The organism is Halopelagius fulvigenes, assembly GCF_055398025.1.
In genome coordinates, this window is sequence record NZ_AP043846.1 from 667742 (window position 1) to 690980 (window position 23239).

Consider the following 23239-nt stretch of genomic DNA (forward strand, 5'->3'; position numbering starts at 1 on the left):
AAACGTTTAGCCGCTGCCCTCCCAACCGGGAGGCATGAACGGCGTCATCACCGGCGTGGAGGGCGAACTCCGGAGCAACGGAATCAGCGTCGAGTCCCTCGATACCGAGGGCGAGACGGTCGAACTCGCGTACCTCACCGCCTTCCCGGGCGAGAGCGTGAACCACCTCGAGGTGGGGCGCGCCCTCAGGACGTTCGTCGAGAGGGTGACGGCCGACGAGTGGGAGCCGAAACGCGTCGAGGCGACCGTCCTCCGCGCTAACGACGACGTGCAGGGGACGTGGCACGCCGAAGCCGAGTGGTTCCGCGAGTACGACCGGTACGAACTGAGCGACGAGGACTTCTCCGAACTGGTCCTCGACACGCTGGAGGGCGGCGAATGAGCCGACCCACCGCGCGCGGCGAGTGGAAGCGGGCGGAGCGACGAGAACGAGTGCGCGAGGACAGAGGACGGAGGGGGAACCGGGAGGCCGACCGCTCTCGGCCCCGCCGCCCGTCGCGCTACGAGTTCTCGAAGGTGACGATGGGGTTCGAGAGCGGCGGCGAACGCTGCACCGGGTGGCTCTACCGTCCGGACCGCCCGGCGGACCCGCCGGTCGTCGTCATGGCCGGCGGCATCGCGGGCGAACGCTCGTTCGGGCTGCCCGCGTACGCCGAACGGTTGGCCGAGTCGGGGTACGCCGTCTTCCTGTTCGACTACCGGAACCACGGCGACAGCGAGGGCGAACCCCGCAACCTCGTCTCCCCGTCGCGGCAGCGAACCGACTGGGAGGCGGCCATCGCGGGCGTCCGCGAACGGGACGACCTCGACACCCGGCGACTCGTCCTCTGGGGGACCGACATCGGCGGCGGTCACGTCCTCGACGTGGCGGCCGACGACGCGCGCGTCCGGGCCGTCGTCGCGCAGACGCCCGTCCTCTCGGGGCGGTCGCTCCTGACGACAAACGGGTACGGCTACCTCGCGAAGGGCGTCCTCGCGGGCGTCCGCGACAGACTCCAGTCGCTCGTCACCGACCCGCACACCGTCTCCGTGACGGGCGACACCGGGGAGTCGGCGCTGCTCTCGACGCCCGGCGCGCGCGCGGGCTACCTCGATTTGGTCCCGCGCGCCTCCGAGTGGAACAACGAGATGCCCGCCCGGTCGCTCCTCTCTCTGGCGACGTACTCCGCGGGCGACGAGGCGGAGGCCATCACCTGCCCCGTCCTGTTCGTCGCCGGCGAACGCGACGACATCGTCTCTGCGGACGCCGTAGAGAAGAAGGCGGAGTCGGTGGCAGACGCCACGTTCGTCCGCCTGCCCGCGGGGCACTTCGACCTCTACGAGGGCGCGACGTTCGAACAGGCCGTCGGCCACGGCGTCGCGTTCTTAGACGGCGCGTTGGACCGGCGGTAGGCGTCCCGCCGAGGGCGGTGCGTGACCTTCTTGACCGCACGGCCTAACCCTTCACCGATGACCGCGACGCGAACTGTCGAACTCGAGGGTCACATCATCGACTCCGGGATGATGCAGCGAGCCTTCGGTATCGTGATGGACCTCGACGGGTCGTTCGAAGTCGAGGAGTTCGAGGTCGGCAAGCACAAGGACAAGACGTCGTACTGCCGGATGGCGATAAGCGCCGACTCCGAGGACCAACTGCAGGAGATTCTCCACGAACTCCACCAGAACGGGGCGAACCTCACCGACCCGGTGGACGCGCACGTCGAACCCGCGCCCGCCGACCGGGTGGTCCCGCACGGCTTCTACTCGACGACGAACCACCCGACCGAAATCCGCTACGACGGCGAGTGGATAGACGTCGAGAACATCGAGATGGACTGCGCCATCGTCGTCGAACCGGACCCCGAGGACCGCGAGGGGCCGCGGGCCTACACGAAGGTGCTGAACGGCATCGAGGAGGGCGATCTGGTGGTGACGGACGAGGCGGGCATCCGCGTGCAACCGCCGGAACGCCCCCGCGACTCCTCCGGCCCGTTCGGCTTCATGCAGGGCGGCGTCTCCTCGGAACGCCCCTCCGAATCGCTCATCGAACAGGTCGCCGAGGCCGTAGAGGAGACGAAGGCCGAGGGCGGGGAGGTGTTGGTCGTCGCCGGCCCGGCCCTCGTCCACTCCGGCGGCGCGATGGACCTCGCGCGACTCATCCGCGAGGGGTACGTCGACATGCTGTCGGCGGGCAACGGCTTCGCCACCCACGACATCGAACACGGCCTCTACGGCACCTCCCTCGGCATGGACATGGAGACGATGGAGCACCCCCGGAAGGGCCACAAACACCACATCTACACCATAAGCGAGGTCATCCGCGCCGGCGGCATCGCGGAGGCCGTCGAGGAGGGACTCGTCGAGGAGGGCGTGATGTACGAGTGCGTCCGGAACGACGTGCCGTACGTCCTCGCGGGCTCCATCCGCGACGACGGCCCCCTGCCGGACACCATCACCGACGCGGTGGAGGCGCAGAACGCCATCCGCGAACAGGCCCACGAGGCCGACATGGTGCTGATGCTCTCGACGCTGCTTCACTCCGTGGCCGTCGGCAACTGCCTGCCGTCGAACGTCCGCGTCGTCTGCGTGGACATCAACCCCGCGACGGTCACGCAGCTTTTAGACCGCGGGAGTTCCCAAGCCATCGGCATGGTGACGGACATCGGCACGTTCGTCCCGACGCTGGCGGACAAGATTCTCGGCCCTGCGAACGAGGAGGAGGCGAAAGCGGAGAGCGAGTACTACGAGACGGACGGCGGGGACGAAGACGGCGACGGCAGCGGCCACAGTCACGGCGGCGGTGGCTACCCCTGCGGCGGGAACTGACGGTCCGCATCGGGGCGTCACCCGAGAGTCGGAACGACCCGCTACCCACAGAGTGAACAGGCTCGTATCCGTACCCTTCGCGTGAGTTTCTCGATGCAGGGCCTCACGGACGAGACTCGTCGCGCGTACGGACTCGTCGTCGTCGCGGCGTTCGCGTACACGTGTCTGATGTTCGTCTGGTTCTCGCTGCCGGCCTACCTCTCTCGAATCGTCGAGGACGTCGGCCTCACGGGCACGCAGGCCGGGTTACTGGTCGGTGCCGTCCCGTTGACCTACATCCCGCTCGCGCTGTTTTCGGGGGTCGCCATCGACCGCGTGGGACCCGGCCGAAGCCTCGCGGCCGGCGTCTCCGTGTACGGCGTCGCCCAGATCGCCCGAAGCGTCGCACTGGGGTTCCCCTCCCTGCTGGCGTCGACCCTGCTTCTCGGCGTCGGCGCGACGGCCGTCACGTTCGGACTCCCGAAGCTCGTCTCGATCCTCTTTCCCCCGGAGCGGACCGGTCTCCCCTCTTCGATATACCTCATCGGGGCCGCCGCGGGGTCGGCCGGCGCGTTCGGCGTCGGTCGTCCGCTGTTGGGTCCGCTTCTCGGCGGCTGGCGACCCCTCTTCCTCTGGAGCGGTCTCGCCGCCGTCGCCTATGCCCTCCTGTGGTACGCGATCTCGCGGAAGGCGGGCATCGACGACAGCACCGCCGAGGGCGAGTCGTTCTCCGTGCGCTCGGTCGGCCGTGACCTCAGACTCGTCCTCTCTCACAGGGAGCTTCGGTTTGTCGTCGCCGTCGGGACGATGTACCTCCTCGTCAACCACGGAATACAGGGGTGGCTCCCGACGATACTGGAGTCGCGCGGACTCTCGCCGGACCGCGCCGGAGTGACGACGAGCCTGTTCGTCGCGGCCGCGGCCGTCAGCACCCTGCTCCTGCCCGCCGTCGCCGACCGGTACGCCGCGCGACGGACGGCGCTCGTGGCGTGCGGGAGCGTGGTGTTCCTCGGCGTCCTCGGGACGGCGCTGAGCGGTATCGGCCCCCTCCTCTTTCTCGGCGTCGCCGTCACCGGCGCGGGCGTCGGCGGCATCTCCCCCCTCGTGAGGGCGATACCTCCGGACTTGGAGGGCATCGGCCCCCGCCTCACGGGCACCGCGATGGGATTCGTCTTCGCCGTCGGCGAAGTCGGCGGGTTCCTCGGCCCGGTACTCATCGGCACGTTCCGCGAGGAGACGAACTCCTTCGTTCCGGGGTTCGCGATGCTCGCGGCCGCCGGACTCGTCGTCGTTCTCGCCGGCGAGGGCCTGCGCCGGTCGACGGAGTAACGCGACGGACACCGCTCCGACGCGTCGCCGACCGTCGCCTCGGGCCGAGTACGTCCTCGCCGGACGTTCACGTGCGGTTGAATTTACACAAGACATATACCACGGACTACTGTCGGTCGTCGTATGAACCGCGACGCCGCCCTCGCAGGCGCGGCCGTCGGGGTAGTCCTCGTTGCCCTCCTCGCTTCGGTGGCTCTCCCCGGCGTCCTCGCCGATCCGACGGAAGACAGGCCGGTCCGACCCGGTCCGATCCGCATCTCGGAGGTGAACATCGGGTCCGACGACGCGCAAGTACGGGGTGGGACCGTCACCCTCTCGGTCGACACTCGAATCGAACACCGCGGCAACCCGACGGAGAACGTCACGCTCCTCGTCCGCGCCGTGGACTCCGAGTCCGGGCTGGTCGAGACGACGCGAACCGTGGACGTGGGGATCCTCCGCGACGAGGCCGAAACGTCCGTGACGGCGAACGTGACGGTCGAGCGCGAAGGGGGCTACCGCATCGAGACAGTCCTCTATCGGGACGACCGCCGGGTGGACGAGAGCGGAAAGACCGTCAGCGGTCTCGAGGCGTTGACGCCCGCGTACGCCCGCAGCGACGTTCGGTTCTCCGAGACGAGTGCGCTGCCGCCGCTCTCGTTCTCCGTCGCGCGGGCGGACGCGGGGAACGATCGGACGACGCTCGAACTCGCCGCGTCGCTGACGAACGGCGGCGACGGTCGCTCGAAGGACCTGCGGGTGCAGTTCGTCCTTCGGCAGGCGGAGTCGAACATCGTCGCCGCGCGGACGGCGGCCGACGTGGGCGCGATTCGCCCCGGTCGAACCGCGACGACGACGGCGCGGGTGACCGTCCCGCGCGACTACAACTACTACGTGGACGCCGTGTTGCTGAAAGACGGCGTGGTCGTGGACTCCGCGCGGACCGCGGCGAACCTCGACCCGACGAAGCGAATCAGCGTCAACGAGACGGAGACGGACGTCGAACTCCGCGTGGAGGACTTCGAAGGCGGCGGAAACGGCGGCGGAGGCAGGCCGACCGAGGAGGGAGGCGAACCGACGGACGCGAGTACGCCCGGATTCGGCGCGGTCGCCGCAGTCGTCGCACTCCTCGCGTCGGCCCTCGCCGCCCGGAGGTGGACCCGATGACCGACACGAACCCTAACCCCGACCCCGACGACAGCGCTACCGACACCCGACCGAGCGACCGACAGGAGTGGCCCGACCCCTCCCGGGGAGGCGGCGAGTCCACGGCGGAGCAACTGAAGCGCTACCTCAACTACGCCGTCCTCGCGGGCCTGGTACTCGTCGCGTTGGTGTCGGTGTTCCAACTGTACTCGGCAGTGACGCGGACCATCAACACGTTCGTCACCCCCGAGTACCGCGCGCCGTTCCTCGCGGCGTTCAACCTCGTCGTCCTCCTCGTCGTCGCGTTGGGCATCTCGCTCCAACTGAAGCGACTGCAGGAGTAGCGCCCGCCGACTCGTCGACGCGCCGCACCGACCGCCGACGCCGCACTGATAACCGACCTCGCGTGGCGGGTCCGCCAGGAGGGCCGCGACGTGAAGTACCGCGTCGGGGCCGAGAGCAACCGAGAGAGGCGACGGCTTCGTCCCCGAAACCGACGACTGGGAGGCCGAAGTCGAGTGGGCCGACGTGATCGTCTTCGACGACGTCCGGGTGGGCGACGACGGGCCGAAACCCGCAGAGAAAAATCCGACTCAGACGACCACTAACCACGCGAGGAGGACGGCAGCGCCGCCGACGGCGGTGCTGGCGACGGCGTGGACGCGGAGCCTGTCGAGCAGAGCGTGAGCGTCGCCCTTCACCGTGAGCAGGTCGTGGATCTCGCTGCCGATTTCGCACCGCGGGAGGAAGTCCATCGCCACGTGGAGGAACACGCCCGCGGCGAACCCGAAGACGAGCCCCCGAATCGGATCGGCGGCGGGGACGGCGATAGTGCTCGACAGCATCGCGGCGATGCCGACGCCCGAGGCGGGGACGAGGAGGACGGAGACGGGGCGTCCGTCGCCGACGAGGCGGCGCGCGGCGGCGTACCCCGCCGGGCCCTTGTGCGAGACGATGGCGACGCCGAGGAGCGGTCCGAGTTCGGGCATGTTGCCGTAGATGATGCCGATGATAGCGCCCGCCGAGAACGCGTGCGCCGACAGTTCCGCCACCGTGCGGTCCATCGGGAGGTCCAGGTGCGCGAGGCGGTGGCCGATGGTGTGGGAGGCGAAGCCCGCCAATAGGCCGAACGCGATGCCGAACCCGCCCCACTGCGGGTGCTGTCCGATGGCCTGCGGGACGAGAAACACCGCCGCGCTCGTCACCATCGCGCCGCTCGCGAGGCCGTACCCCCACACGAGGGCGTTGGCCTGTTCGCCGACGGCGCGCGCGCCGAGGGGCGCGGCCAGCGCCATCGCGAGGAATGCCACCCACGAGATTCCGAGCAGTTTCCACGACTCCGAGGCCGCCGCGTACACCGAGAGCGCTGCCAACACCGCCGTGGCTAGTAGCCCGAGCCGTGATATCCGGTTCACGATGTGAATTCTTTCTTTGCGGTTAATAACGTTCACGTTGTTAACTCCGATGTTCGTGTTAATAACCGTACCGGTGTTCCGTGGCCCGACCGGTGCGACGCCGGTTCTCGCGTCCGGGCGTCGGTTCGCGGTCTGCCCGCGCCTCGCCCGACTCGCGCGTCCGGCGAGACTAAAACGGCCGTTTGTCTCAACGGGGGGTATATGTCCGCGGACGTGAACGAACGGATATGGTCGACATCGACTCCGAGACGCTGTTCAACGGCGCGGCGGCCGTCCTCGTCACTGTCGCCGTCCTCTTTTTCGTCTTCAACGTCCGGTGGGGCTACTCGCCGGTGTCGAAGGTGGCGTTGACGCTCCTGTTTCTGACCGGCGTGTTCGCCATCACCCAGCGAACCGACGACTACCAGTTGACCCTGTTGGGGTACGGCGTCGTCGTCACGTCGTTCGTCGGACTGTTCTTCGAGGTGGTGAGCACGTTCGGCGCGGGCGACGCGGCGACCGTCGCCGGTCTGTTGGCCATCGCCGCCGCCCTGTTCTTCGTCCGCACCCGACTCGACGAGGACGAACGCTTCGTCACGGGGCGGTGGGCGACGTACGCCGTCGGCGTCGTCGCGGTTCTCACCGTCGCCGTCCTCCTCGTGGACGCGACCACCGGCGGCCTCGCGTACGAACTCCGACCCGCGAGCGAAGTCGAGTACGCGGAGTCGCACGACGAGGGGATGCGCGTCGCGTCCGTCGTCGTGACGAACCCGACGCCCCTCCCCGAACGCGTCGAGACTCCGAACTATCGAGTGTGCGCCGCGGGCAACTGGAGCGAGTACCGACCGCCGTCGGAACCCGGGCAACCGGAACGCCCCGTCGACATCAACGTGTACGTCCAAGACGGCTACGGCGAACACGTCCCCCCGTTCGGGACGAAGACGTACCCCGTCGAACTGAACCTCCACGGCGCGAACCTCTCCGGCGAGACGTTCCCCGTCGAGCGAACGTCGGCGTGCCCGGACGACGAGGAGGGGTCGCCGTACGTCGCCATCTTCGAGGCGGAACGGGACCGGTACGGACGCCCAGTCGCGTTGTAGGCGGCCGAACGCCCCGTCTGTGGTCAGTTCTTTTATACTTTCCACGTCCCTAGGGCGGGGTATGAACTCCGTCTCGGACCCGCGTTCGCTCGCCGGCTCCTCCGTCGTCGTCGTCGGCGGGGGGTTCGGCGGCCTCTCTACGGCGTGTTACCTCGCGGATGCCGGCGCGGACGTGACCCTCGTGGAGAAAAACGAGCAGTTGGGCGGGCGCGCCAGCAGACTCGAACGCGACGGGTTCCGGTTCGACATGGGGCCGTCGTGGTACCTGATGCCCGACGTGTTCGAGGACTTCTTCGGCACGTTCGACCGGACGCCGTCGGACTACTACGAGTTGACGCGACTCGACCCCCACTACCGCATCTTCTTCAAGGACGGCGACAGGGTGGACATGGTCCCCGACTTGGAGGCGAACAAGGAGACGTTCGAGTCCTACGAACCCGGCGCGGGCGAGAAACTGGCGTCGTACCTCCGGAAGTCCGAGCGGAACTACGAGATCGGCATGGAGCACTTCGTCTACGAGGATCGGACGGCGCTCTCCGACTACCTCGACCTCGACGTGGCGAAGAACGCGTGGGGACTGTCGCTCGTCGGGTCGATGCAGGACCACGTCGAACGCTACTTCGACCATCCGAAACTCCAGCAGATCATGCAGTACACCCTCGTCTTCCTCGGGGGCGCGCCGAACAACACCCCGGCGCTGTACAACCTGATGAGCCACGTGGATTTCAACATGGGCGTCTACTACCCCGAGGGCGGCATCGGCGGCGTCGTGGACGGCATCGCCGAACTCGGCGAGGAACTCGGCGTGACGTTCCGGACGAACGCTCCCGTCTCCGAGATCCGGGGCCGCGAGGGCGCGTTCGTCGTCCGCACGGAGGGCGGCGAGGAGTTCTACGCCGACTACGTCGTCAGCGACGCCGACTACCGCCACACGGAGATGGAACTGCTCCCGCCGGAGAAGCGCCAGTACGACGCCGAGTACTGGGACTCGCGGACGTACGCCCCCTCCGCGTTCCTCCTCTACCTCGGCGTCGAGGGCGACGTCGAACCCCTCGAACACCACACCCTCGTTCTCCCGCCGGACTGGGAGGACCACTTCGAGACGATATTCGAAGACCCGTCGTGGCCCGAAGACCCCGCGTACTACCTCTGCGTCCCCTCGGAGACGGACGACGACGTCGCGCCGGAGGGCCACAGCAACCTCTTCGCTCTGGTCCCCGTCGCCGCCGGACTGGACGACACGCCCGAACGCCGAGAACAGTTCCGCGAACTCGTGCTCTCGGATATCGCCGAGCACACGGGCGTCGAACTGAGAGACCGAATCGTCTTCGAGGAGACGTTCTGCGTGGACGACTTCACGGACCGGTACAACAGCACGAAGGGGACGGCCCTCGGGTTGGCCCACACGCTCCGGCAGACGTCGCTGTTCCGCCCGCCGCACCGATCGAAGAAAGTCGAGGGGTTGTACTTCACCGGGTCGTTCACGACGCCCGGCATCGGCGTGCCGATGTGTCTCATAAGCGGGCAGTTGACCGCCGAGGCGATGGCCGAGCGAGTCGGGCGAGAATGAGCGACCCCGGCCGCCTGCGGTACCTGCTGGCGCTCTCGCGCCCCCGGTTCTGGCTCTACCTCGCGGGCCCCGTCCTCGTCGGCGTCGCGTTCGGCGCCGAGAGCGTCGCCGGCCTCTTCACCCCCGGTGCCGCCGTCGCGTTCGCGTACTTCCTCCTCCCGGCGAACGTCTACCTCTACGGCGTCAACGACGCCTTCGACGCCGAGATAGACGCCGAGAACCCGAAGAAAGACGGGAGGGAGGCGCGGTGGCGCGGCGACCCGTTCGTCGCCGCCGTCGTCGTCGCCTGCGGACTCCTCGGGGCGGCGACGTTCCTCGCCCTCCCGCGAGTCGCGTGGCCGTACCTCGCGGGCTTTTTCTTCCTCGGGACGGAGTACAGCGCACCCCCGCTTCGGTTCAAGACGACGCCGTTCCTCGACTCGCTTTCGAACGGCCTCTACGTCCTGCCGGGGGCCGCCGCCTACGCCGCCGTCGCGGGGACCCACCCGCCCGTCGCCGCCCTCGTCGGCGCGTGGGCGTGGGCGATGGGGATGCACACGTTCTCCGCGATACCCGACATCGAACCGGACCGGGAGGCGGGCGTCCGGACGACGGCGACGTTCCTCGGGGAGGCGCGGACGCACGCGTACTGTCTGGCGTGTTGGCTCGCCGCCGCCGCCGCGTTCGCCCTCGTGGACGTCCGCCTCGGCGCGCTTCTGTCCGCGTACCCCGTCGCCGTCTTCGCCGTCTTCCGGTCGGGAATCGACGTCGAACGGGCGTACTGGTGGTACCCGGCGTTGAACACCGTCGTCGGGGCGACGCTCACCCTCGGCGGACTGTGGAGGCTGGTCAATGGCTGAGTCGGGACTGACGCTCTCCGAGCGACTGCCCCGGACGCGCGCGGAGTGGGAGGCCCGGTTGGACCGCCTCGTCCGCGAGAACCGCTTCACCATCTCCGTGTTCTTCCCGCTGAACGGCGCTCTCTTGCTCGTCGCCAGCGCCGAGGGCCTCCTGCCGGACCCCATCGCGTTCAACGCCGCCCTCGTCTTGCTCGGCACCGTCGTGATGCGCGCTCCCTTGCTGGTCGGCGCGCTTCCGGCCACCGACCGCCGGGCGGCGACGGGCGTCGGCCTCCTGACGCTGTACGCCTACGGCATCGAGTACGTCGGCGTCCGAACCGGCGTGCCGTACGGGGAGTTCTTCTACGGCGTCGAACTCGGACCGACCGTCGGCGGCGTCCCCCTCGGCCTCCCCGTGTTCTTCATCCCGTTGGTGATGAACGCCTATCTGCTCTGCCTGTTGCTCCTCGGCGAACGCGCGGAGAACCGGGCGGTTCGACTTCTCGCCGTCGTCGCGGCGGTGGTGGCGATGGACCTCGTGTTGGACCCCGGCGCGGTGGCCCTCGGCTTCTGGGTCTACCCCGGCGGCGGCGCGTTCTACGGCGTCCCCCTCTCGAACTACGCGGGGTGGCTTCTGAGCGCCGCCGTCGCCGTCGTCGCCCTCGATTGGGCGTACGACCGCCGCGCCCTCCTCGCGCGACTCGACGGCTGCGAGTTCATGCTCGACGACATGGTGTCGTTCGTCATCCTCTGGGGGGCGATAAACGCGTGGTTCGGCAACTGGGCCGCCGTCGCCGTCGCCGCTGCCTTCGGCGTCGGACTGCTGAAGACCGAGCGGTTCGACGCGCGACTCCTCCGCGCGCGGCGGTAGCGCGGGCGTCGGTCGCTACTCGCTGCGGATGAGGTACCGGACCCAGTCGGTCACCCGCCTGCCGACGACGCAGGGGGCGGCGAGCGACCACGTCGGCCCCGGGTCGGACGGCCCGTGCTCCCGCCGCGGGCCGTTCGCTTCCCCCGGATAGGGGACGGCGCTCACCCGCCGGAACACGGCCACCGGGTCGCTCTCGACGGCCCAGTACAATCGCGTCTTCGCCAACAGCAGGAGTTTCCGGCGGGTCGAGAGCGACGGCGTCTCCGAGAGCACGTCGTAGTCGCGCCGCCGAATCTCGCGGTGGTGGTCGGCGTACAACACCGCCGAGAGCAGCACGGCGAACTGGCAGTCCTCCGGCAGATACTCGATGCCGGCGACGCCCTTCCGGTACAACCGTTCGGTGCGGCGCATCTCCTCGCGCATCGCCCTCCGGAAGCTCTCGTCGCAGTCGAACGACCGCAACTGCGACTCCGAGACGCCGTGTCGTTCGAGGGTCTCCCGCGGGAGGTATATCCGGTCGAGTTCGACGATGTCCTCGCGGACGTCGCGCAGGAAGTTCGACATCTGAAACGCCTCGCCGAGGGCCGTCGCGTGCGGGCGCGCCAGTTCTTCGGCCTCCTCGCCGGGGTCCATGATGTCGGTCATCATCCGACCGACCGCCGCCGCCGACCCGTCCATGTACGACTGGAGTTGCTCGTACGTCTCGTAGCGCCCCGTCGAGACGTCCGACAGCATCGCGTCCACGAACGCGTTCACGTCCGACTCCCGCACGCCGTACTCCGCTCGCACCTCCGAGAACGCCGAGAGGACGGGGTTGTCGGCGTCGCGCCGTCCAAAGGCCGCCGCGCGGAGTCGCTCTAACTCTCGTCGCTGTTCCGCGGGCGTCGCGCCGTCGGCGTCGTCTACGATTTCGTCCGCGACTCTGAAAAACGCGTACAGCACGTACGTCGCGCGCCTGACCCGCCGCGGGAGGACGCGCGTCGCGAGGTGAAACGTCTTTCCGGTCCTGCGCTGTATCTCCTTGCTCCGTCTGACGTGGTCCCGTCTCACCATCGTCGGCGGTGGCGGGGCCGGACGTCTCCTCGAACACTCGTCCCCTGAGACATGGTACTACACGACTAGTGATTACAACGATATAACAGTTAGTTCCCCTCAGAAACCGACCGGTCGGATGCGGGAGGGGTCACCAGAACGTGTCGCTGCAGTCGTAGACGACGCCGTGTCGCGGGCAGACGTACTTGCAGTGGCGGCGGTGCATCGACTCGCCGCAGAGCGGACAGGGACGCCCCGTCTGGTCCATGCTCGCGGCGAGGGACCCGGCGTACGTTACTGTTTCTCTCCGCGTCGGCGACTCCCGTGCTACGGTTATTTTACCGATAGGTACGAAGAGTCACCATGGTCTCCCAACGAACGCGCGCGCGATTCAACGTCCTCGCGGAAGCCTTCTCGATTCCCTTGGAGGCGTACGTCCGGTCCCGAGCGAACGACGATGACGACGAGGAATCGTCGCTGAATGCGACGTGGTTCCTCGCCGGATTCGCCTACCGAATCGCCAACGCGTGGGCGTACGATAGAGACGTCGGCGGTATCAGGTCGAGCCGTCTGCGCCAACTCGCTCTCGGGGTGGCGTTCGCCGCCCTCGGGTTCCGGTCGCGGGACCGACCGGAATCGGAGTGGCGTAGCTTCACGCTGGGCGGCAGTCTCGGCTACGTCTGTTATCGACTCCGGTACGGCGTCTTCGGTCCGTTATCGGGAGACGAAGAGTAAAGAGAGAACCGCGAAACCGAACGCCTCGTTATGAATCGCTCAGTTCAGCACTCCGACCAGCCGCAGGACTCGCAGGTCTTGCAGCCTTCGGAGTAGTACAGCGTCATGCTGTTACACTCGGGGCACTCGGGGCTCTCGCCCGCCGCGAGCAAGTCGTCCATCGCGTCCGAGGACTTCAAGTCGGCGTCGCCCGCCGAGTCGGCGACGGCAGCGCCGCCGTCGGCTTCGGGTTCGGTGTCGCCGAGGGTCGCCTCCTCGGAGACTTGCGTCAGGTTCTGCTGTTGGGGGTAGCCCTCGTCTATCTCGCCGTCGAGGTAGCGGCGCATCGCCGTGCCGATGGCGTCGGGGATGGAGTTGATCTGCTCTCCTTTGTCCCACGCCACCTTCGGGCTGCGGATGCCCTGCAGTTCGCTGGCTATCTCCTCGGGGTCCACGCCCGTGCGGAGCGCCGTCGAGATGGTCTTCGCGAGCGCTTCCGTGAACGAGGCGGTGAATCCGCCGGAGTTGCCGATGTTGGCGAACAGCTCGAACGGCTGGCCGCGTTCGTCCTCGTTGATGTTGACGTAGAGCTTCCCGTAGCCGGTGTCGATGCGCTGGGTGACGCCGTAGAGGACGTCGGGACGCGGGCGCTTCGAGCCGAGTTCCACGTCGCCGTCGGCCTCCGCCAGCAGGCGTTCGACTTCCCCGTCGAGTGCGGCGCGAACCTCCTCGTTGTCGAGGAAGCCCTCCAGACCGCCGAACACCTCTTCCATCTGTTCGACGAGCGTTTCGGCCGCCTCGCCCTCGTCGGCGAAGTCCGCGTTCTTCGCGCGCGTCGTCAGCACCTGCTTCGAGCGGGTGCCGTCGCGGTAGACGGTGACGCCCTTCCCGCCGTTCTTGTAGATGTAGCGGTACACCTCGTCCATGTCCTCCCGCGTCGCGGAGTTCGGGAAGTTACACGTCTTCGAGATGGCGGAGTCCACGCCGTTCTGGCAGGCGCACTGCACGGCGGCGTGCTGTTTGCCCGAGAGGTCGGAGGTGACGACGAACAGCTCGGTGATGGCCTCCGGAACGGTCGAAAGCGAGGAGACGCCGTCGAACTCGTTGTTGGCCATCTGCTCTTGGGCCTCGCGCTTGACCTCCTCGACGTCGATGTCGTTGGCCTCCAGAACGCGGAGGAAGTAGTCGTCGAACTCGACGAGCATCTCGTCGCCCTGCACGTCGTCGGAGACGTTCTTGTAGTAGGCGACGTTGTAGATGGGTTCGCAGCCACCCGTCGTGTTGCCGATCATCGAGGTGGTGCCCGTCGGCGCGATGGTCGTCGTGTTGTGGTTCCGAAGCGCGAAGCCGTCGGCCCAGTCGTCGGCGTCGAGGCCGGTCTGCTTCTCGAACCACTCGCGGTACTCCGTCGGGTTCGCGTACTTTGAGTCCTCCCAGTCGTTGAACGCGCCGCGCTCCTCGGCGAGTTCGTGGCTGGCCCACTTCGACTCGTGGTTGATGTGGGTCATCAGCTGCTCTGCGACCTCGTTTCCGGCGTCGGAGCCGTACTGGATGCCGAGCTGGATGTACAGCTGAGCCAGCCCCATGATGCCGAGGCCGATCTTGCGCATGTCGCGCACCTTCTGTTCTATCTTCTCGACGGGGAAGTCCGACATCGTGACGACGTTCTCGAGGAAGCGCGTGCCGTACTCGATGCGGTGGTCGAACTCCTCCCAGTCGATGGCCTCTTCGAGGAAGGCGTCGACGGCGTCGTCGAAGGAGTCGTACTCGTCGCCGTGGTCGTCGTACCAGACGCGCCAGTCGGGCGCGTCGAGGTCGGCGACCGTCGAGAGGTTGATGTGGCCGAGGTTACACGCCTCGTACTCTTCGAGGGGTTGCTCGCCGCAGGGGTTCGTCGCGAGGATGCGGTGGTCGGGGTGTTTCTCGACGTCGAAGGAGTGCTCCTTGTTGACGCGTTCGAGGTAGATGACGCCCGGTTCGCCGTTCTCCCACGCGCCCTCGACGATGTGGTCCCACAGTTCCTCCGCGGGGACCGAGAGCACTTCGCCGACTTCGACGTACTCGCCGAGGCCGAACATCTCGTATATCTCCTTCGTCTCCGGCGTGGCGACGTGCGGTTCCTCGGTGCGGGGGTTCGTGAAGGTGAACTCCTCGCCCTCGAACAGCGCGTCCATGAAGTCGTCGGTGATGCCGACGGAGATGTTGAAGTTAGAGAGGTGACCCTCCACGGCGTTGCGGAGGTGCTTGGGGACGCGCCCCTCCTCGTCGATGAGTTCGCGCGCCTCCTCCAGTGCGTCCGCGAAGGAGTTGTGCGTGAAGTCGTCCGGGTCGTTCAGGCGAAGCGAATGGGCGAGAGAGACGTCCTTGTTCTTCGCGTGGATGAACTGGATGACGTCGGGGTGGCTGACGCGCATGACCCCCATCTGCGCGCCGCGGCGGGCACCGCCCTGCGCGATGGTCTCGCACATCTGGTCGTACGTCCGCATGAACGTGATGGGCCCGGAGGCGATGCCGCCGGTCGAACCCACGGCGTCGCCGTACGGGCGGAGTCGCCAGAAGGCGTACCCCATGCCGCCGCCGGACTGGAACACTTCGGCGGCTTCCTTCGCCGTCTGGTGGATGTCGGTGATGTCGTCGTCGGGCGAATCGACGAAACAGGCGGAGAGTTGCTGCAGTTCGTCGCCCGCGTTCATCAGCGTCGGCGAGTTCGGCATGAAGGAGAGCGACTCCATCATCTCCTGGAACTCCTCGCGCTTGGCCTCGACTTCGGCGCGAATCTCCTCGGGGAGTTCGGGGACGACGGTGTCGTAGGAGAACTTGTTGACGTTGTAGACCGAAAGCGTCGTCTCGGCGTCGTCACCAGAAGCGTCCGCTTCTGGCTGGCTCGCGGAAGCACCGCTTCCGCGAACGTCCTCCGCCGTCGTGCCCTTCCCGAACACTTCCTCGGCGAGTTCGTCGCGGCGCGGGTGGTCGGGCTTCAGTTGGTCGGGCGTGACCGAAATCGTCACGTCGCGCTTCTCGGCCTCGTAGACGGCCTCCGCGAGTGCGATGTTCTTCGCGACGCGAACGAACAGCTCCTCTTGCGTCTCGACGAGTTCGCCGTCGGCGTCCTTCCGGAGGTACCGCGCCGGCAGAATGTTGTGGTAGGCGTTCGCAGTGAGACGGTCCTCCAGCGTCTCCCCCTCGGTGCGCTTTATCGGCAGCTGCAGCTCGTCCGCCGAGATGTCCGCGCGGCTCATCTACTGTTCCCCCGCCCCAGCACCCCGTCGCTGGGCGATTTCGAATCGGATGGCTGGCTCAGTTCCGTTCATAGTAACGATGGCTTGTGAATGGAGGCGCTTCGGTAAAGGCTTCGGTATTGGGTAATGTCAGACTGAAATTCTCATCGCTCTGTCACACATTCCGAACTCTGCTCGCCCGCATTCACAGTACGGCACGTCCGTACGACCCGACCGGACATAACAGTATTCAGACCGCGGTGAAAGTAATGGTACGACTGGTAAAATCGCAAGACGAAGCGCACCCGTCCAGACGAACAGATGGGGGGTTCGAACTGCCCGCCCGCGCCGCGTCGGTCGGTCCGAATCGCGCCCCGGCGAGTGTACGAACCCGCGGCGTTCGACGGGAGCCGAAAACGTACCAGTTGACGTATCGTTATAGGAGGCGGTTACCGGCCCGGTCGCGCTCCGAGCCGGACATTCCTCCCACAGACTTATTCTCGCGCGCGCCGATATGTTGGGTATGTCCGCCACGTTCGCACCGGTCCTCGACCAGACGCTCGCCGCGTGGGCGACGCTCCCCCTCCAACTGGGCGGCCTCCTCGCCACCCAACTCGGGCAGTTGCTCGTCGGCGTCGTCGCCGTCGGCGTCGCCATCCTCGTCGCCCGCCTCGTCCTGAGGGTGGCGTGGCGACTAGTCACCATCGCCGTTGTCGTCATCGCCGCCCTGCTCCTGTTCTCGACGCTGGGCGTCAACGTCCCCTTGTAACGCCCCCGGAGGGGTGCTCGGCCCGCGCGGTTTTCCGCGTCGAACGGCTACGTACGTCCCATGAGCGTCCTCTCGACGCTGATGCGGTACTACCCGTACGTATTTCATCCGATAGTGTTGGTCGGCGGGGGACTACTTCTCCTCGTCCACTACGAGTGGCGTCGGCGGGGCGCGGACCGGTCCGCGCTCGTTCGCCGCCTCGGCGCGTTCCTCGGGGCGGGCGTCCTCTCGCTCCTCCCGACGGGGGCGTACGTGCTCGTGACCGGGCAGAGTCCGATGCAGGTGACGCAGGGCAACTCGTGGCAGGTGGACGCGCTGGTCGCGAGCGGCGTCCTCGTCGTCTGCGTGCTGCTTTGGTACCTCTGGCGTCGGTTCGACTGGGGGCGTCTCGTCCCCGTCGGCGCCGCGACGCTCGCCGCCGCGACGGTGCCGTACGCCGCACTCTCGGTGGTGTGGAACGTGTCGGGCCACGTCATCTTCGCCGTCGTTCCGACGCTGTTTCTGACGCTCGTCGACCGGAAGTTCTGGCCGCTTCTCGTCGTCCCGGCCGTGATGGTTCCGAACCGCGTCATCGTGAACGCGCACACGTGGCTCCAGTCCGTCGGCGGACTCCTCCTCGCAACCGCCGTCGTCGTCGCCGTGTACGTGTTCGAGCGACCGGACGACGCGCGGCCGACGGTCGGAACGTCGGGCGGAGAATCGTGAACCGTCGGGCGGAGAATCGTGAGTCGGTAGGGCGGGAGCGGGGCGTTACGCTTCAGCCACCGCGTGCGCTTTGTCGTCCCACCACCAGAGGACGGCCGTGAGGACGAGGCCCGCGACGAACAGTCCCCAGTTGACGAGCGGGGAGTTGTAGTAGAACACGTCGAGGGTCACGGCCTGTCTGATGACCGGCCAGAACGGCTCGATGGGTTGGGCGATGTCGGGCGCAGAGAGCATGTCGGCGAACAGGTGACTGAGGGACGCCACCCACACCGCGCCGATGGCGTAGGCGTACCGGTTACCGATCTCGAACGCCGGCACGTAGCGCTCTTCGAGCCACGGCACGACCCAGCGGGCGAGTATCGCGCCGATGACCACCGCCGCGACGCTCACGAACAGTATCGTGTGCGTGATGCCGTGGTGGTGAACCGTCGGGAACACCCGCCTCAGCCAGAGGTCGGTGTCCGGAAGCAGGCCGAACGGGACGCCGAGGGCGACGAATCCGAGCGCCGCCCGTTCGGCGTACAGGAACCAGCCGACGGCTAGCCAGATGAGTGCCATTCCCACGTGGCCGATTATGTCGACCATGTTCCACGTTACGGCGGTGAGCCGAATGTACCTGATGGCTACATACTGAAGACGCGTCGGACGAGGGACGGGTCGGGGCCGAGGCGGCGACCGGATGCCATCACCTACAAGAGCGCTTCGTCCCCTACTTCGAAACGATGAGTCGGGCACAAGTCGTGGGAGTCGAACTGGGACACACCATCCGGCAGGTGATACCTCCGGAGTTGATACCGGTGTTCATGTTCATCACGTTCTTCGGCGGCGTCGGCTTCGTCCTCGTCATGTTCACCGTCGATTACTGGTTCGTGGACGCGAAGCGAGGGGCGCACTCGCTCGGATTGGCCATCGCGGGCGCGGGGTTGGTCGTCGCCCTGAAGTCGTTCTTCGGCGAACCGCGCCCGTCGGTGGACGTGGCCGTTATCTCCGCCTCGGGGTTCAGTTTCCCCAGCGGACACGCGACGCTCTCGACTGTCGCCTACGGCATCCTCGCGTACGACCTCCGGAAGGGGACGTGGCGGGTCAGGCTCGCCGTCGCGTCCGTCGTCGTCGCCCTCATCGCCCTCTCGCGCGTCGTCCTCGGCGTCCACTACGTCAGGGACGTCGTCGCGGGCGTCCTGTTCGGGTCGCTCTTTCTCCTCGCCGCGATATCGCTGACGAAGCACGTCCCCCGGTACGCGTTCTGGTTGGCCGCCGCCGTCGGTACCGCGGGACTCGTCGTCAGCGGTGCCAGTCAGGACGGACTCGCCATCTTCGGCGCGTCGGCGGGCGCGGCCCTCGCGTGGGGGTCGTTCGACGTCTACCCGGACGTGGAGTCGCGCCGCGAACAGGCCGTCCTCGTCGTCGGCGTCCTCCCCTTCCTCGCCGCCGCCGGGTACGTGGCGACGAAGCTCGACCCGCCGCCGACGGCCGTCGTCCTCCTCACGGGCGCGGTGACGGCGGCGATACTGGCCGCACCGCTCGTCATCGAACGGTTCGTGACGGACGAGAGGGCCGCGCCTCAGGCGACGGACGCGTAGTCGGCGACGACGGTCCGCAGGAAGTTGGCGACGACGTCGTGTCCGACGGCGGTCAGCACGCTCTCGGGGTGGAACTGGACGCACTCGATGGGGTACTCGCGGTGGCGGACGCCCATGACGAGGTCGGTCCCCCGATGGTCCGTCGTCGCCGACACCTCGAAGCAGTCGGGCACCTCCGTGGCGACGAGCGAGTGGTACCGCCCGGCCTGAAAGCCCTGTTCGAGGCCGGCGAAGACGCCGCGCCCGTCGTGTTCGACGGGGAACGCCTTGCCGTGAATCGGTTCCGGCGCGTGACCGACGGTGCCGCCGTAGGCGTACACCGCGGCTTCGAGGCCGAGACAGACGCCGAGCGTCGGCACCTCCTTCGAGAGCGTCGTCAGCACCTCGTTCGTCACGCCCACGTCGCGGTCGTTCTTCGGGTGGCCCGGCCCCGGACTGATGACGATGGCGTCGGGGTTGAGGTCCCGAATCTCCGAGAGGGAGGCGGTGTTCTTCCGGACGAGAACCTCGACCGGTTCGCCCTCGATTCGTCGCTCGGAGAAGTACTCGACGAGGTTGTACGTGAAGGAGTCGAAGTTGTCCACGACGACGAGGCAGAGCGTCATCGGGGCACCTCCCCGGCCCCGGCCCCGGCGGCCGCGGACTCGTCGGGTTCGCGTTCGATTCGCTCGACGGCGGCGAGGACGCCGCCCATCTTCTGTTCGGTCTCCTCGTACTCGGCGGTCGGGTCGCTGTCGGCGACGATGCCCGCGCCCGCCCGGACCGCGATGGTGTCCTCCTCGCCCCGGCGCACCGTCGCGGTGCGGATGACGATGGCGAAGTCGGCGTCGCCGGACCACGAGTAGTAGCCGACGCCGCCGCCGTAGACGCCGCGGGGCGTCAGCTCTAACTCGTCGATTATCTCCATCGCGCGCACCTTCGGCGCGCCCGTGAGGGTGCCGGCGGGGAAGGTGGCCCGCGTCGCGTCGAAGGCGTCTTTGTCCCCGGCCAAAGTGCCGGTGACGGTCGATTCGATGTGCTGGACGTGGCTGTACTTCAGGACGTTCATGAACTCCTCGACGCGGACGCTCCCCGGTTCGGAGACGCGGCGCACGTCGTTGCGCGCGAGGTCGACGAGCATCGTGTGCTCGGCGCGTTCCTTCGCGTCCGCCAGCATCTCGCCGGCGAGGCGGCGATCCTCGACCGGACTCGTCCCGCGGGCGCAGGTGCCCGCGATGGGGTTCGAGACGACGCGCCGCCCCTGCACGGAGACCAGCGTCTCCGGACTCGCGCCGACGACGACTCGGTCGTCGTGGCGGAGCAGGTACATGTACGGCGAGGGGTTGACCGCGCGAAGCGCCTCGTACAGGCCCACCGGGTCCACGGAGCCGCGGAGTTCGCGCACCCGGGAGATGACCCCCTGATAGATGTCGCCGTCGAGGACGTGCTGTTTCGTCCGCCGAACGGCGTCCTCGTACTCCGCCCGCGGGCCGGCCGTCTCGCCCGACCTGACGAAGCCGTCCGTCTCCGGGCCGTCCGCGGTTGCGAGCGTCTCGGCGACGTCGCGCGCCTCCGCGCGCAGTTCGTCGTACACCGCGTCCGGGTCGTCGTCGGGGCCGACTACGGGCGTGAACACCAGTCGGACGGTGCCCTCCGCGTGGTCGAACGAGAGCGTCCGCGTCGTCAGGACGAACTGCGCGTCCGGCACCGGCGAGTCGGGGCGTTCGACGCCCACCTCTTCGAGCCAGAGGTCGTACACCGCCTCGTAGGCGAGGAAGCCGACGAGTCCGCCGCGGAGTCGTTGGCGTTCGTCGTCGGGGAACCCGACGCGCGGGAGGTCGGGGAGCGCGGTTCGGAGGCGGTCGAGTACGTCCCCGTCGTGAGTGCCCGAACACGCCTCCTCGACCACCTCGGCGGCGCGGCCGCCCAGCGTCTCCACGTCCGTGCCGTCGGGGCCGACGGTGACGACGGCCTCGGGGTCGTAGCCGACGAAGGAGTACCGCGCGTGCCGGTCGGCGTCCGCGCCGTCGCGAGACTTCGTCTCGCGGCCCGCGGGGCGTTGTCCTGCGACGTCGCCAGACTGCGTCCGGCGGGCTGCCGAGGTCCCCTCGGCGACGCCGCCGGGGGCGAACGCGCCGTCCGGGTCGGAGGACGGCGTCTTCTCGGCGCTCTCCAGGAGGAAGCCGTAGTCGCTCCGGTCCGAGAGCGCGGCGTAGGCCGAAAGCGGTGACGTGGTCGGCAGGTCGGCGGTCAGGTGCGCGACGGCCCGCCCCGCCTCGCCGTCGAAGAGGGACGCGAACTCCTCGCGCGAGAGGGAGAGCGAGACGTTCGTCGCGTCGTCGGTCACGACGGCACCTCCGGGCGGATGCCGTCGGCCGCCGCCTTCGCGTTCCGGACGAACGCCCGGACGGCGTCGTGGTCCTTCACGCCGCCCTCGGCTTCGACGCCGCTCGCCACGTCCACGGCGTAGGGGCGGACGGTGCGAACCGCCTCGGCGACGTTCTCGGGGGTGAGTCCGCCCGCGAGCGTCACGGGCGCGTCGAGCGTCTCGACCACCTCGGCGGTGGCCGTCCAGTCGTGCGTCTCGCCCGTGCCGCCCCCGCCGTCGTCGGAGACGGAATCGACGAGGACGCCGTCCACGACGTGCGCGACGGCGCGCGCGCGGGCGGGCGACTCCGAGTCCACGACGGCGACGACGCGGGCGTCCGTCTGCGCGCCGATACGCTGGAACTCGTCGGCGTCGAAGTCGCCGTGCAGTTGCAACACGTCGGGCGACGCCGCCGCCGCGAGTTCGACCGCGCGGGTCACCGAGGCGGGCATCGAGACGAGGGTCGTCGTCAGGAACGGCGGCGCGGCGTCGAAGAGCGTCGCGGCGCGCGAGAGCGACACCTCGCGCGGGGTGTCCACGGTGACTTCCGAGATGACGCCGACGGCGTCCGCCCCGGCGCGTTCGACGGCGCGGAGGTCGGATTCGCTCGTGACGCCGCAGACTTTCGCCCGCACCATCGGGTTAGGCCTCCACCTCCGACTCGGACTCCACGTCGGCGTCGGCGTCGGCGGTGGACCCACAGAGGTCGTCGAGTTTCGCCGCCGCCGCGCCGGAGTCGATGGACTCGGCCGCGACGTCGACGCCCTCCTCGACGGAGTCGGCGAGTCCGGCGACGTACACCGCCGCGCCCGCGTTAGCGAGGATGATGTCCCGCTTGGGACCGGTCACGTCGCCGGTGACGATGCCGCGCAGGTCCTCGGCGTTCTCCTGCGGCGTGCCGCCGCCGACGGCTTCGACGGGCGCGGATTCGAGTCCGATATCCTCGGGCGAGATGGTGTACTCCTCGACGCTGTTCCCGTCGACTTCCGCGACCACCGTCTCGTCGTGGAGGGCGATTTCGTCCATGCCGGCCCCGTGGACGACGAGTGCGCGTTCGACGGGCATCTCCGTGAGGGCGTTCGCGAGGAGGGGCACGAGGTCGGGGTCGTAGACGCCGACGACCTGCGCTTCCGCGCCCGCGGGGTTCGTCAGGGGGCCGAGGACGTTGAACACGGTGCGCATGCCGAGTTCTTTCCGCGGGCCGATGACGGCCTTCATCGCGGGGTGGAACACCGGCGCGAGCATGAATCCGATGCCGTCGCGTTCGATGGCCGCCTCGACGGACGGCGGTTCCGCCTCGACGTTCACGCCCGCGACGTCGAGGACGTCCGCGCTCCCCGACGAGGAGGAGACGGAGTAGTTGCCGTGCTTCGCCACCGCCGCGCCCGCGCCGGAGGCGACGATAGCGCTCGTCGTCGAGACGTTGATGGTGTCGTAGTCGTCGCCGCCCGTGCCGCAGGTGTCGACCAACGGCGTCCGGTCGGGTTCGATGGTCCGCGCGGCGTCGCGCATCCCCCGCGCGAACCCGGCGATTTCGCTCTCGGTCTCTCCCTTCGCTCTGAGGGCCGCCAAGAGCGCCCCTATCTGGGCCTCCGTCGCGTCCTCGAAGACGAGGCGTGCGGCCTCGCGGGACTGTTCGAGCGTCAGGTCCTCGCCCTCCGTCGCGCGTTCGATGTAATCCTGGAGCGTCATGTGGTGACCACCGATGTACTGGTTCGGGTTACAATGTACAAATCCGTTCATCGCCTTAAGCGTGTCGGAGGGGCGGATACGTGGGCGAGTATAGGATTCGTGCAGGACGGTGACGATACCCCTTCGGGGTGAACGGACGAGGAACCGTCGCCGTGTGGCGATAAGAGGCGTCGTAGCGACGGAATCGGGAG

General features: G+C 68.2%; 23 protein-coding genes and 1 pseudogene. 15 read left to right on the forward strand and 9 right to left on the reverse strand.

Annotated features, from left to right (window positions below; translation table 11 throughout):
• Positions 1-34: 34 nt before the first annotated feature.
• From ACZ522_RS07915 to ACZ522_RS07945, 7 genes and pseudogenes are all read left to right on the forward strand, one after another.
• Entirely contained in the window at positions 35-382 is a 348-nt protein-coding gene (locus tag ACZ522_RS07915; RefSeq protein WP_379693146.1) for a DUF8159 domain-containing protein, read from the forward strand.
• Entirely contained in the window at positions 379-1392 is a 1014-nt protein-coding gene (locus ACZ522_RS07920) for an alpha/beta hydrolase (protein WP_379693144.1), read from the forward strand. The genes ACZ522_RS07915 and ACZ522_RS07920 overlap by 4 nt, the downstream gene beginning before the upstream one ends.
• 57 nt (positions 1393-1449) lie before the next feature.
• Positions 1450-2805 (forward strand): ornithine cyclodeaminase, nickel-pincer nucleotide-dependent, encoded by a 1356-nt coding sequence (locus tag ACZ522_RS07925; RefSeq protein WP_379693142.1) that lies wholly within the window; start codon positions 1450-1452, stop codon positions 2803-2805.
• A gap of 93 nt (positions 2806-2898) precedes the next feature.
• Positions 2899-4113, forward strand: coding sequence for an MFS transporter (locus ACZ522_RS07930; protein WP_379693140.1), 1215 nt, complete (start codon positions 2899-2901; stop codon positions 4111-4113).
• Between the two features lie 123 nt (positions 4114-4236).
• Positions 4237-5259 carry a DUF7490 domain-containing protein gene (locus ACZ522_RS07935; RefSeq protein WP_379693138.1) on the forward strand — a complete coding sequence of 341 codons (1023 nt, stop codon included), beginning with the start codon at positions 4237-4239 and terminating at the stop codon, positions 5257-5259.
• The gene (locus ACZ522_RS07940) at positions 5256-5582 is read left to right on the forward strand and encodes a hypothetical protein (protein WP_379693136.1); all 327 of its coding nucleotides are present in this window, start codon (positions 5256-5258) and stop codon (positions 5580-5582) included. Before ACZ522_RS07935 ends, ACZ522_RS07940 begins: the two co-directional genes overlap by 4 nt.
• A gap of 45 nt (positions 5583-5627) precedes the next feature.
• Positions 5628-5802 (forward strand): annotated as a pseudogene (locus ACZ522_RS07945) (phosphoribosylamine-glycine ligase); the annotation flags it as partial.
• A gap of 29 nt (positions 5803-5831) precedes the next feature.
• Here ACZ522_RS07945 and ACZ522_RS07950 read toward each other — a convergent pair.
• The gene (locus ACZ522_RS07950; protein ID WP_379693134.1) at positions 5832-6653 is read right to left on the reverse strand and encodes a ZIP family metal transporter; all 822 of its coding nucleotides are present in this window, start codon (positions 6651-6653) and stop codon (positions 5832-5834) included.
• Positions 6654-6880: 227 nt separating this feature from the next.
• On the opposite strand from ACZ522_RS07950, the gene ACZ522_RS07955 reads away from it, so the two are divergent.
• The 4 genes from ACZ522_RS07955 (at position 6881) to cruF (ending at position 10991) form a co-directional block, all read left to right on the forward strand.
• The gene (locus ACZ522_RS07955) at positions 6881-7732 is read left to right on the forward strand and encodes a hypothetical protein (RefSeq protein ID WP_379693131.1); all 852 of its coding nucleotides are present in this window, start codon (positions 6881-6883) and stop codon (positions 7730-7732) included.
• 61 nt (positions 7733-7793) lie between these two features.
• Entirely contained in the window at positions 7794-9302 is a 1509-nt protein-coding gene (locus ACZ522_RS07960; protein WP_379693128.1) for a phytoene desaturase family protein, read from the forward strand.
• Entirely contained in the window at positions 9299-10141 is an 843-nt protein-coding gene (locus ACZ522_RS07965; RefSeq protein WP_379693125.1) for a prenyltransferase, read from the forward strand. The genes ACZ522_RS07960 and ACZ522_RS07965 overlap by 4 nt, the downstream gene beginning before the upstream one ends.
• On the forward strand, positions 10134-10991 hold the full coding sequence (cruF, locus tag ACZ522_RS07970; protein WP_379693123.1) for a bisanhydrobacterioruberin hydratase: 858 nt from the start codon (positions 10134-10136) through the stop codon (positions 10989-10991). The genes ACZ522_RS07965 and cruF overlap by 8 nt, the downstream gene beginning before the upstream one ends.
• A gap of 15 nt (positions 10992-11006) precedes the next feature.
• Here the strand turns inward: cruF and ACZ522_RS07975 are convergent, their stop codons facing one another.
• Entirely contained in the window at positions 11007-12044 is a 1038-nt protein-coding gene (locus tag ACZ522_RS07975) for a phytoene/squalene synthase family protein (RefSeq protein ID WP_379693120.1), read from the reverse strand.
• A 130-nt stretch (positions 12045-12174) separates the two neighbouring features.
• Positions 12175-12291 carry an HVO_2523 family zinc finger protein gene (locus ACZ522_RS07980; protein WP_379693118.1) on the reverse strand — a complete coding sequence of 39 codons (117 nt, stop codon included), beginning with the start codon at positions 12289-12291 and terminating at the stop codon, positions 12175-12177.
• Positions 12292-12386: 95 nt separating this feature from the next.
• Between ACZ522_RS07980 and ACZ522_RS07985 the strand changes: the two genes are divergently transcribed.
• Positions 12387-12758 carry a DUF8097 family protein gene (locus ACZ522_RS07985; protein WP_379693115.1) on the forward strand — a complete coding sequence of 124 codons (372 nt, stop codon included), beginning with the start codon at positions 12387-12389 and terminating at the stop codon, positions 12756-12758.
• A gap of 44 nt (positions 12759-12802) precedes the next feature.
• On the opposite strand, the gene ACZ522_RS07990 is transcribed toward ACZ522_RS07985, so the two are convergent.
• Entirely contained in the window at positions 12803-15976 is a 3174-nt protein-coding gene (locus ACZ522_RS07990; protein WP_379693113.1) for an adenosylcobalamin-dependent ribonucleoside-diphosphate reductase, read from the reverse strand.
• A gap of 502 nt (positions 15977-16478) precedes the next feature.
• Between ACZ522_RS07990 and ACZ522_RS07995 the strand changes: the two genes are divergently transcribed.
• Complete coding sequence (locus ACZ522_RS07995) at positions 16479-16724, forward strand: hypothetical protein (RefSeq protein ID WP_379693112.1); 246 nt, start codon at positions 16479-16481, stop codon at positions 16722-16724.
• A gap of 60 nt (positions 16725-16784) precedes the next feature.
• Positions 16785-17429, forward strand: a complete 645-nt coding sequence (locus tag ACZ522_RS08000; protein WP_379693110.1) for a phosphoesterase — start codon at positions 16785-16787, stop codon at positions 17427-17429.
• A gap of 45 nt (positions 17430-17474) precedes the next feature.
• On the opposite strand, the gene ACZ522_RS08005 is transcribed toward ACZ522_RS08000, so the two are convergent.
• A complete protein-coding gene (locus tag ACZ522_RS08005) occupies positions 17475-18014 on the reverse strand; it encodes a metal-dependent hydrolase (protein ID WP_379693107.1) in 540 nt (179 codons plus the stop codon).
• A 137-nt stretch (positions 18015-18151) separates the two neighbouring features.
• On the opposite strand from ACZ522_RS08005, the gene ACZ522_RS08010 reads away from it, so the two are divergent.
• Positions 18152-19009 (forward strand): phosphatase PAP2 family protein, encoded by an 858-nt coding sequence (locus ACZ522_RS08010; RefSeq protein WP_379693105.1) that lies wholly within the window; start codon positions 18152-18154, stop codon positions 19007-19009.
• Here ACZ522_RS08010 and trpG read toward each other — a convergent pair.
• The 4 genes from trpG to trpD are packed head-to-tail and all read right to left on the reverse strand — an operon-like array spanning position 18991 to position 23048.
• Positions 18991-19614 (reverse strand): anthranilate synthase component II, encoded by a 624-nt coding sequence (gene trpG / locus ACZ522_RS08015; protein WP_379693103.1) that lies wholly within the window; start codon positions 19612-19614, stop codon positions 18991-18993. The genes ACZ522_RS08010 and trpG overlap by 19 nt on opposite strands.
• A complete protein-coding gene (gene trpE, locus ACZ522_RS08020; RefSeq protein WP_379693101.1) occupies positions 19611-21335 on the reverse strand; it encodes an anthranilate synthase component I in 1725 nt (574 codons plus the stop codon). Before trpE ends, trpG begins: the two co-directional genes overlap by 4 nt.
• Positions 21332-21994, reverse strand: a complete 663-nt coding sequence (locus ACZ522_RS08025; RefSeq protein ID WP_379693099.1) for a phosphoribosylanthranilate isomerase — start codon at positions 21992-21994, stop codon at positions 21332-21334. Before ACZ522_RS08025 ends, trpE begins: the two co-directional genes overlap by 4 nt.
• A 4-nt stretch (positions 21995-21998) precedes the next feature.
• Positions 21999-23048, reverse strand: coding sequence for an anthranilate phosphoribosyltransferase (trpD, locus tag ACZ522_RS08030; protein ID WP_379693097.1), 1050 nt, complete (start codon positions 23046-23048; stop codon positions 21999-22001).
• Positions 23049-23239: the final 191 nt, after the last annotated feature.

What these genes read in the sequence shown, in the direction of transcription:
- ACZ522_RS07915 (WP_379693146.1), top strand. Translation starts at nt 35, where the DNA reads ATGAACGGCGTCATCACCGGCGTGGAGGGCGAACTCCGGAGCAACGGA.
- ACZ522_RS07920 (WP_379693144.1), top strand. Translation starts at nt 379, where the DNA reads ATGAGCCGACCCACCGCGCGCGGCGAGTGGAAGCGGGCGGAGCGACGA.
- ACZ522_RS07925 (WP_379693142.1), top strand. Translation starts at nt 1,450, where the DNA reads ATGACCGCGACGCGAACTGTCGAACTCGAGGGTCACATCATCGACTCC.
- ACZ522_RS07930 (WP_379693140.1), top strand. Translation starts at nt 2,899, where the DNA reads ATGCAGGGCCTCACGGACGAGACTCGTCGCGCGTACGGACTCGTCGTC.
- ACZ522_RS07935 (WP_379693138.1), top strand. Translation starts at nt 4,237, where the DNA reads ATGAACCGCGACGCCGCCCTCGCAGGCGCGGCCGTCGGGGTAGTCCTC.
- ACZ522_RS07940 (WP_379693136.1), top strand. Translation starts at nt 5,256, where the DNA reads ATGACCGACACGAACCCTAACCCCGACCCCGACGACAGCGCTACCGAC.
- ACZ522_RS07955 (WP_379693131.1), top strand. Translation starts at nt 6,881, where the DNA reads ATGGTCGACATCGACTCCGAGACGCTGTTCAACGGCGCGGCGGCCGTC.
- ACZ522_RS07960 (WP_379693128.1), top strand. Translation starts at nt 7,794, where the DNA reads ATGAACTCCGTCTCGGACCCGCGTTCGCTCGCCGGCTCCTCCGTCGTC.
- ACZ522_RS07965 (WP_379693125.1), top strand. Translation starts at nt 9,299, where the DNA reads ATGAGCGACCCCGGCCGCCTGCGGTACCTGCTGGCGCTCTCGCGCCCC.
- cruF (WP_379693123.1), top strand. Translation starts at nt 10,134, where the DNA reads ATGGCTGAGTCGGGACTGACGCTCTCCGAGCGACTGCCCCGGACGCGC.
- ACZ522_RS07975 (WP_379693120.1), bottom strand. Translation starts at nt 12,044, where the DNA reads ATGGTGAGACGGGACCACGTCAGACGGAGCAAGGAGATACAGCGCAGG.
- ACZ522_RS07980 (WP_379693118.1), bottom strand. Translation starts at nt 12,291, where the DNA reads ATGGACCAGACGGGGCGTCCCTGTCCGCTCTGCGGCGAGTCGATGCAC.
- ACZ522_RS07985 (WP_379693115.1), top strand. Translation starts at nt 12,387, where the DNA reads ATGGTCTCCCAACGAACGCGCGCGCGATTCAACGTCCTCGCGGAAGCC.
- ACZ522_RS07990 (WP_379693113.1), bottom strand. Translation starts at nt 15,976, where the DNA reads ATGAGCCGCGCGGACATCTCGGCGGACGAGCTGCAGCTGCCGATAAAG.
- ACZ522_RS07995 (WP_379693112.1), top strand. Translation starts at nt 16,479, where the DNA reads ATGTCCGCCACGTTCGCACCGGTCCTCGACCAGACGCTCGCCGCGTGG.
- ACZ522_RS08000 (WP_379693110.1), top strand. Translation starts at nt 16,785, where the DNA reads ATGAGCGTCCTCTCGACGCTGATGCGGTACTACCCGTACGTATTTCAT.
- ACZ522_RS08005 (WP_379693107.1), bottom strand. Translation starts at nt 18,014, where the DNA reads ATGGTCGACATAATCGGCCACGTGGGAATGGCACTCATCTGGCTAGCC.
- ACZ522_RS08010 (WP_379693105.1), top strand. Translation starts at nt 18,152, where the DNA reads ATGAGTCGGGCACAAGTCGTGGGAGTCGAACTGGGACACACCATCCGG.
- trpG (WP_379693103.1), bottom strand. Translation starts at nt 19,614, where the DNA reads ATGACGCTCTGCCTCGTCGTCGTGGACAACTTCGACTCCTTCACGTAC.
- ACZ522_RS08025 (WP_379693099.1), bottom strand. Translation starts at nt 21,994, where the DNA reads ATGGTGCGGGCGAAAGTCTGCGGCGTCACGAGCGAATCCGACCTCCGC.
- trpD (WP_379693097.1), bottom strand. Translation starts at nt 23,048, where the DNA reads ATGACGCTCCAGGATTACATCGAACGCGCGACGGAGGGCGAGGACCTG.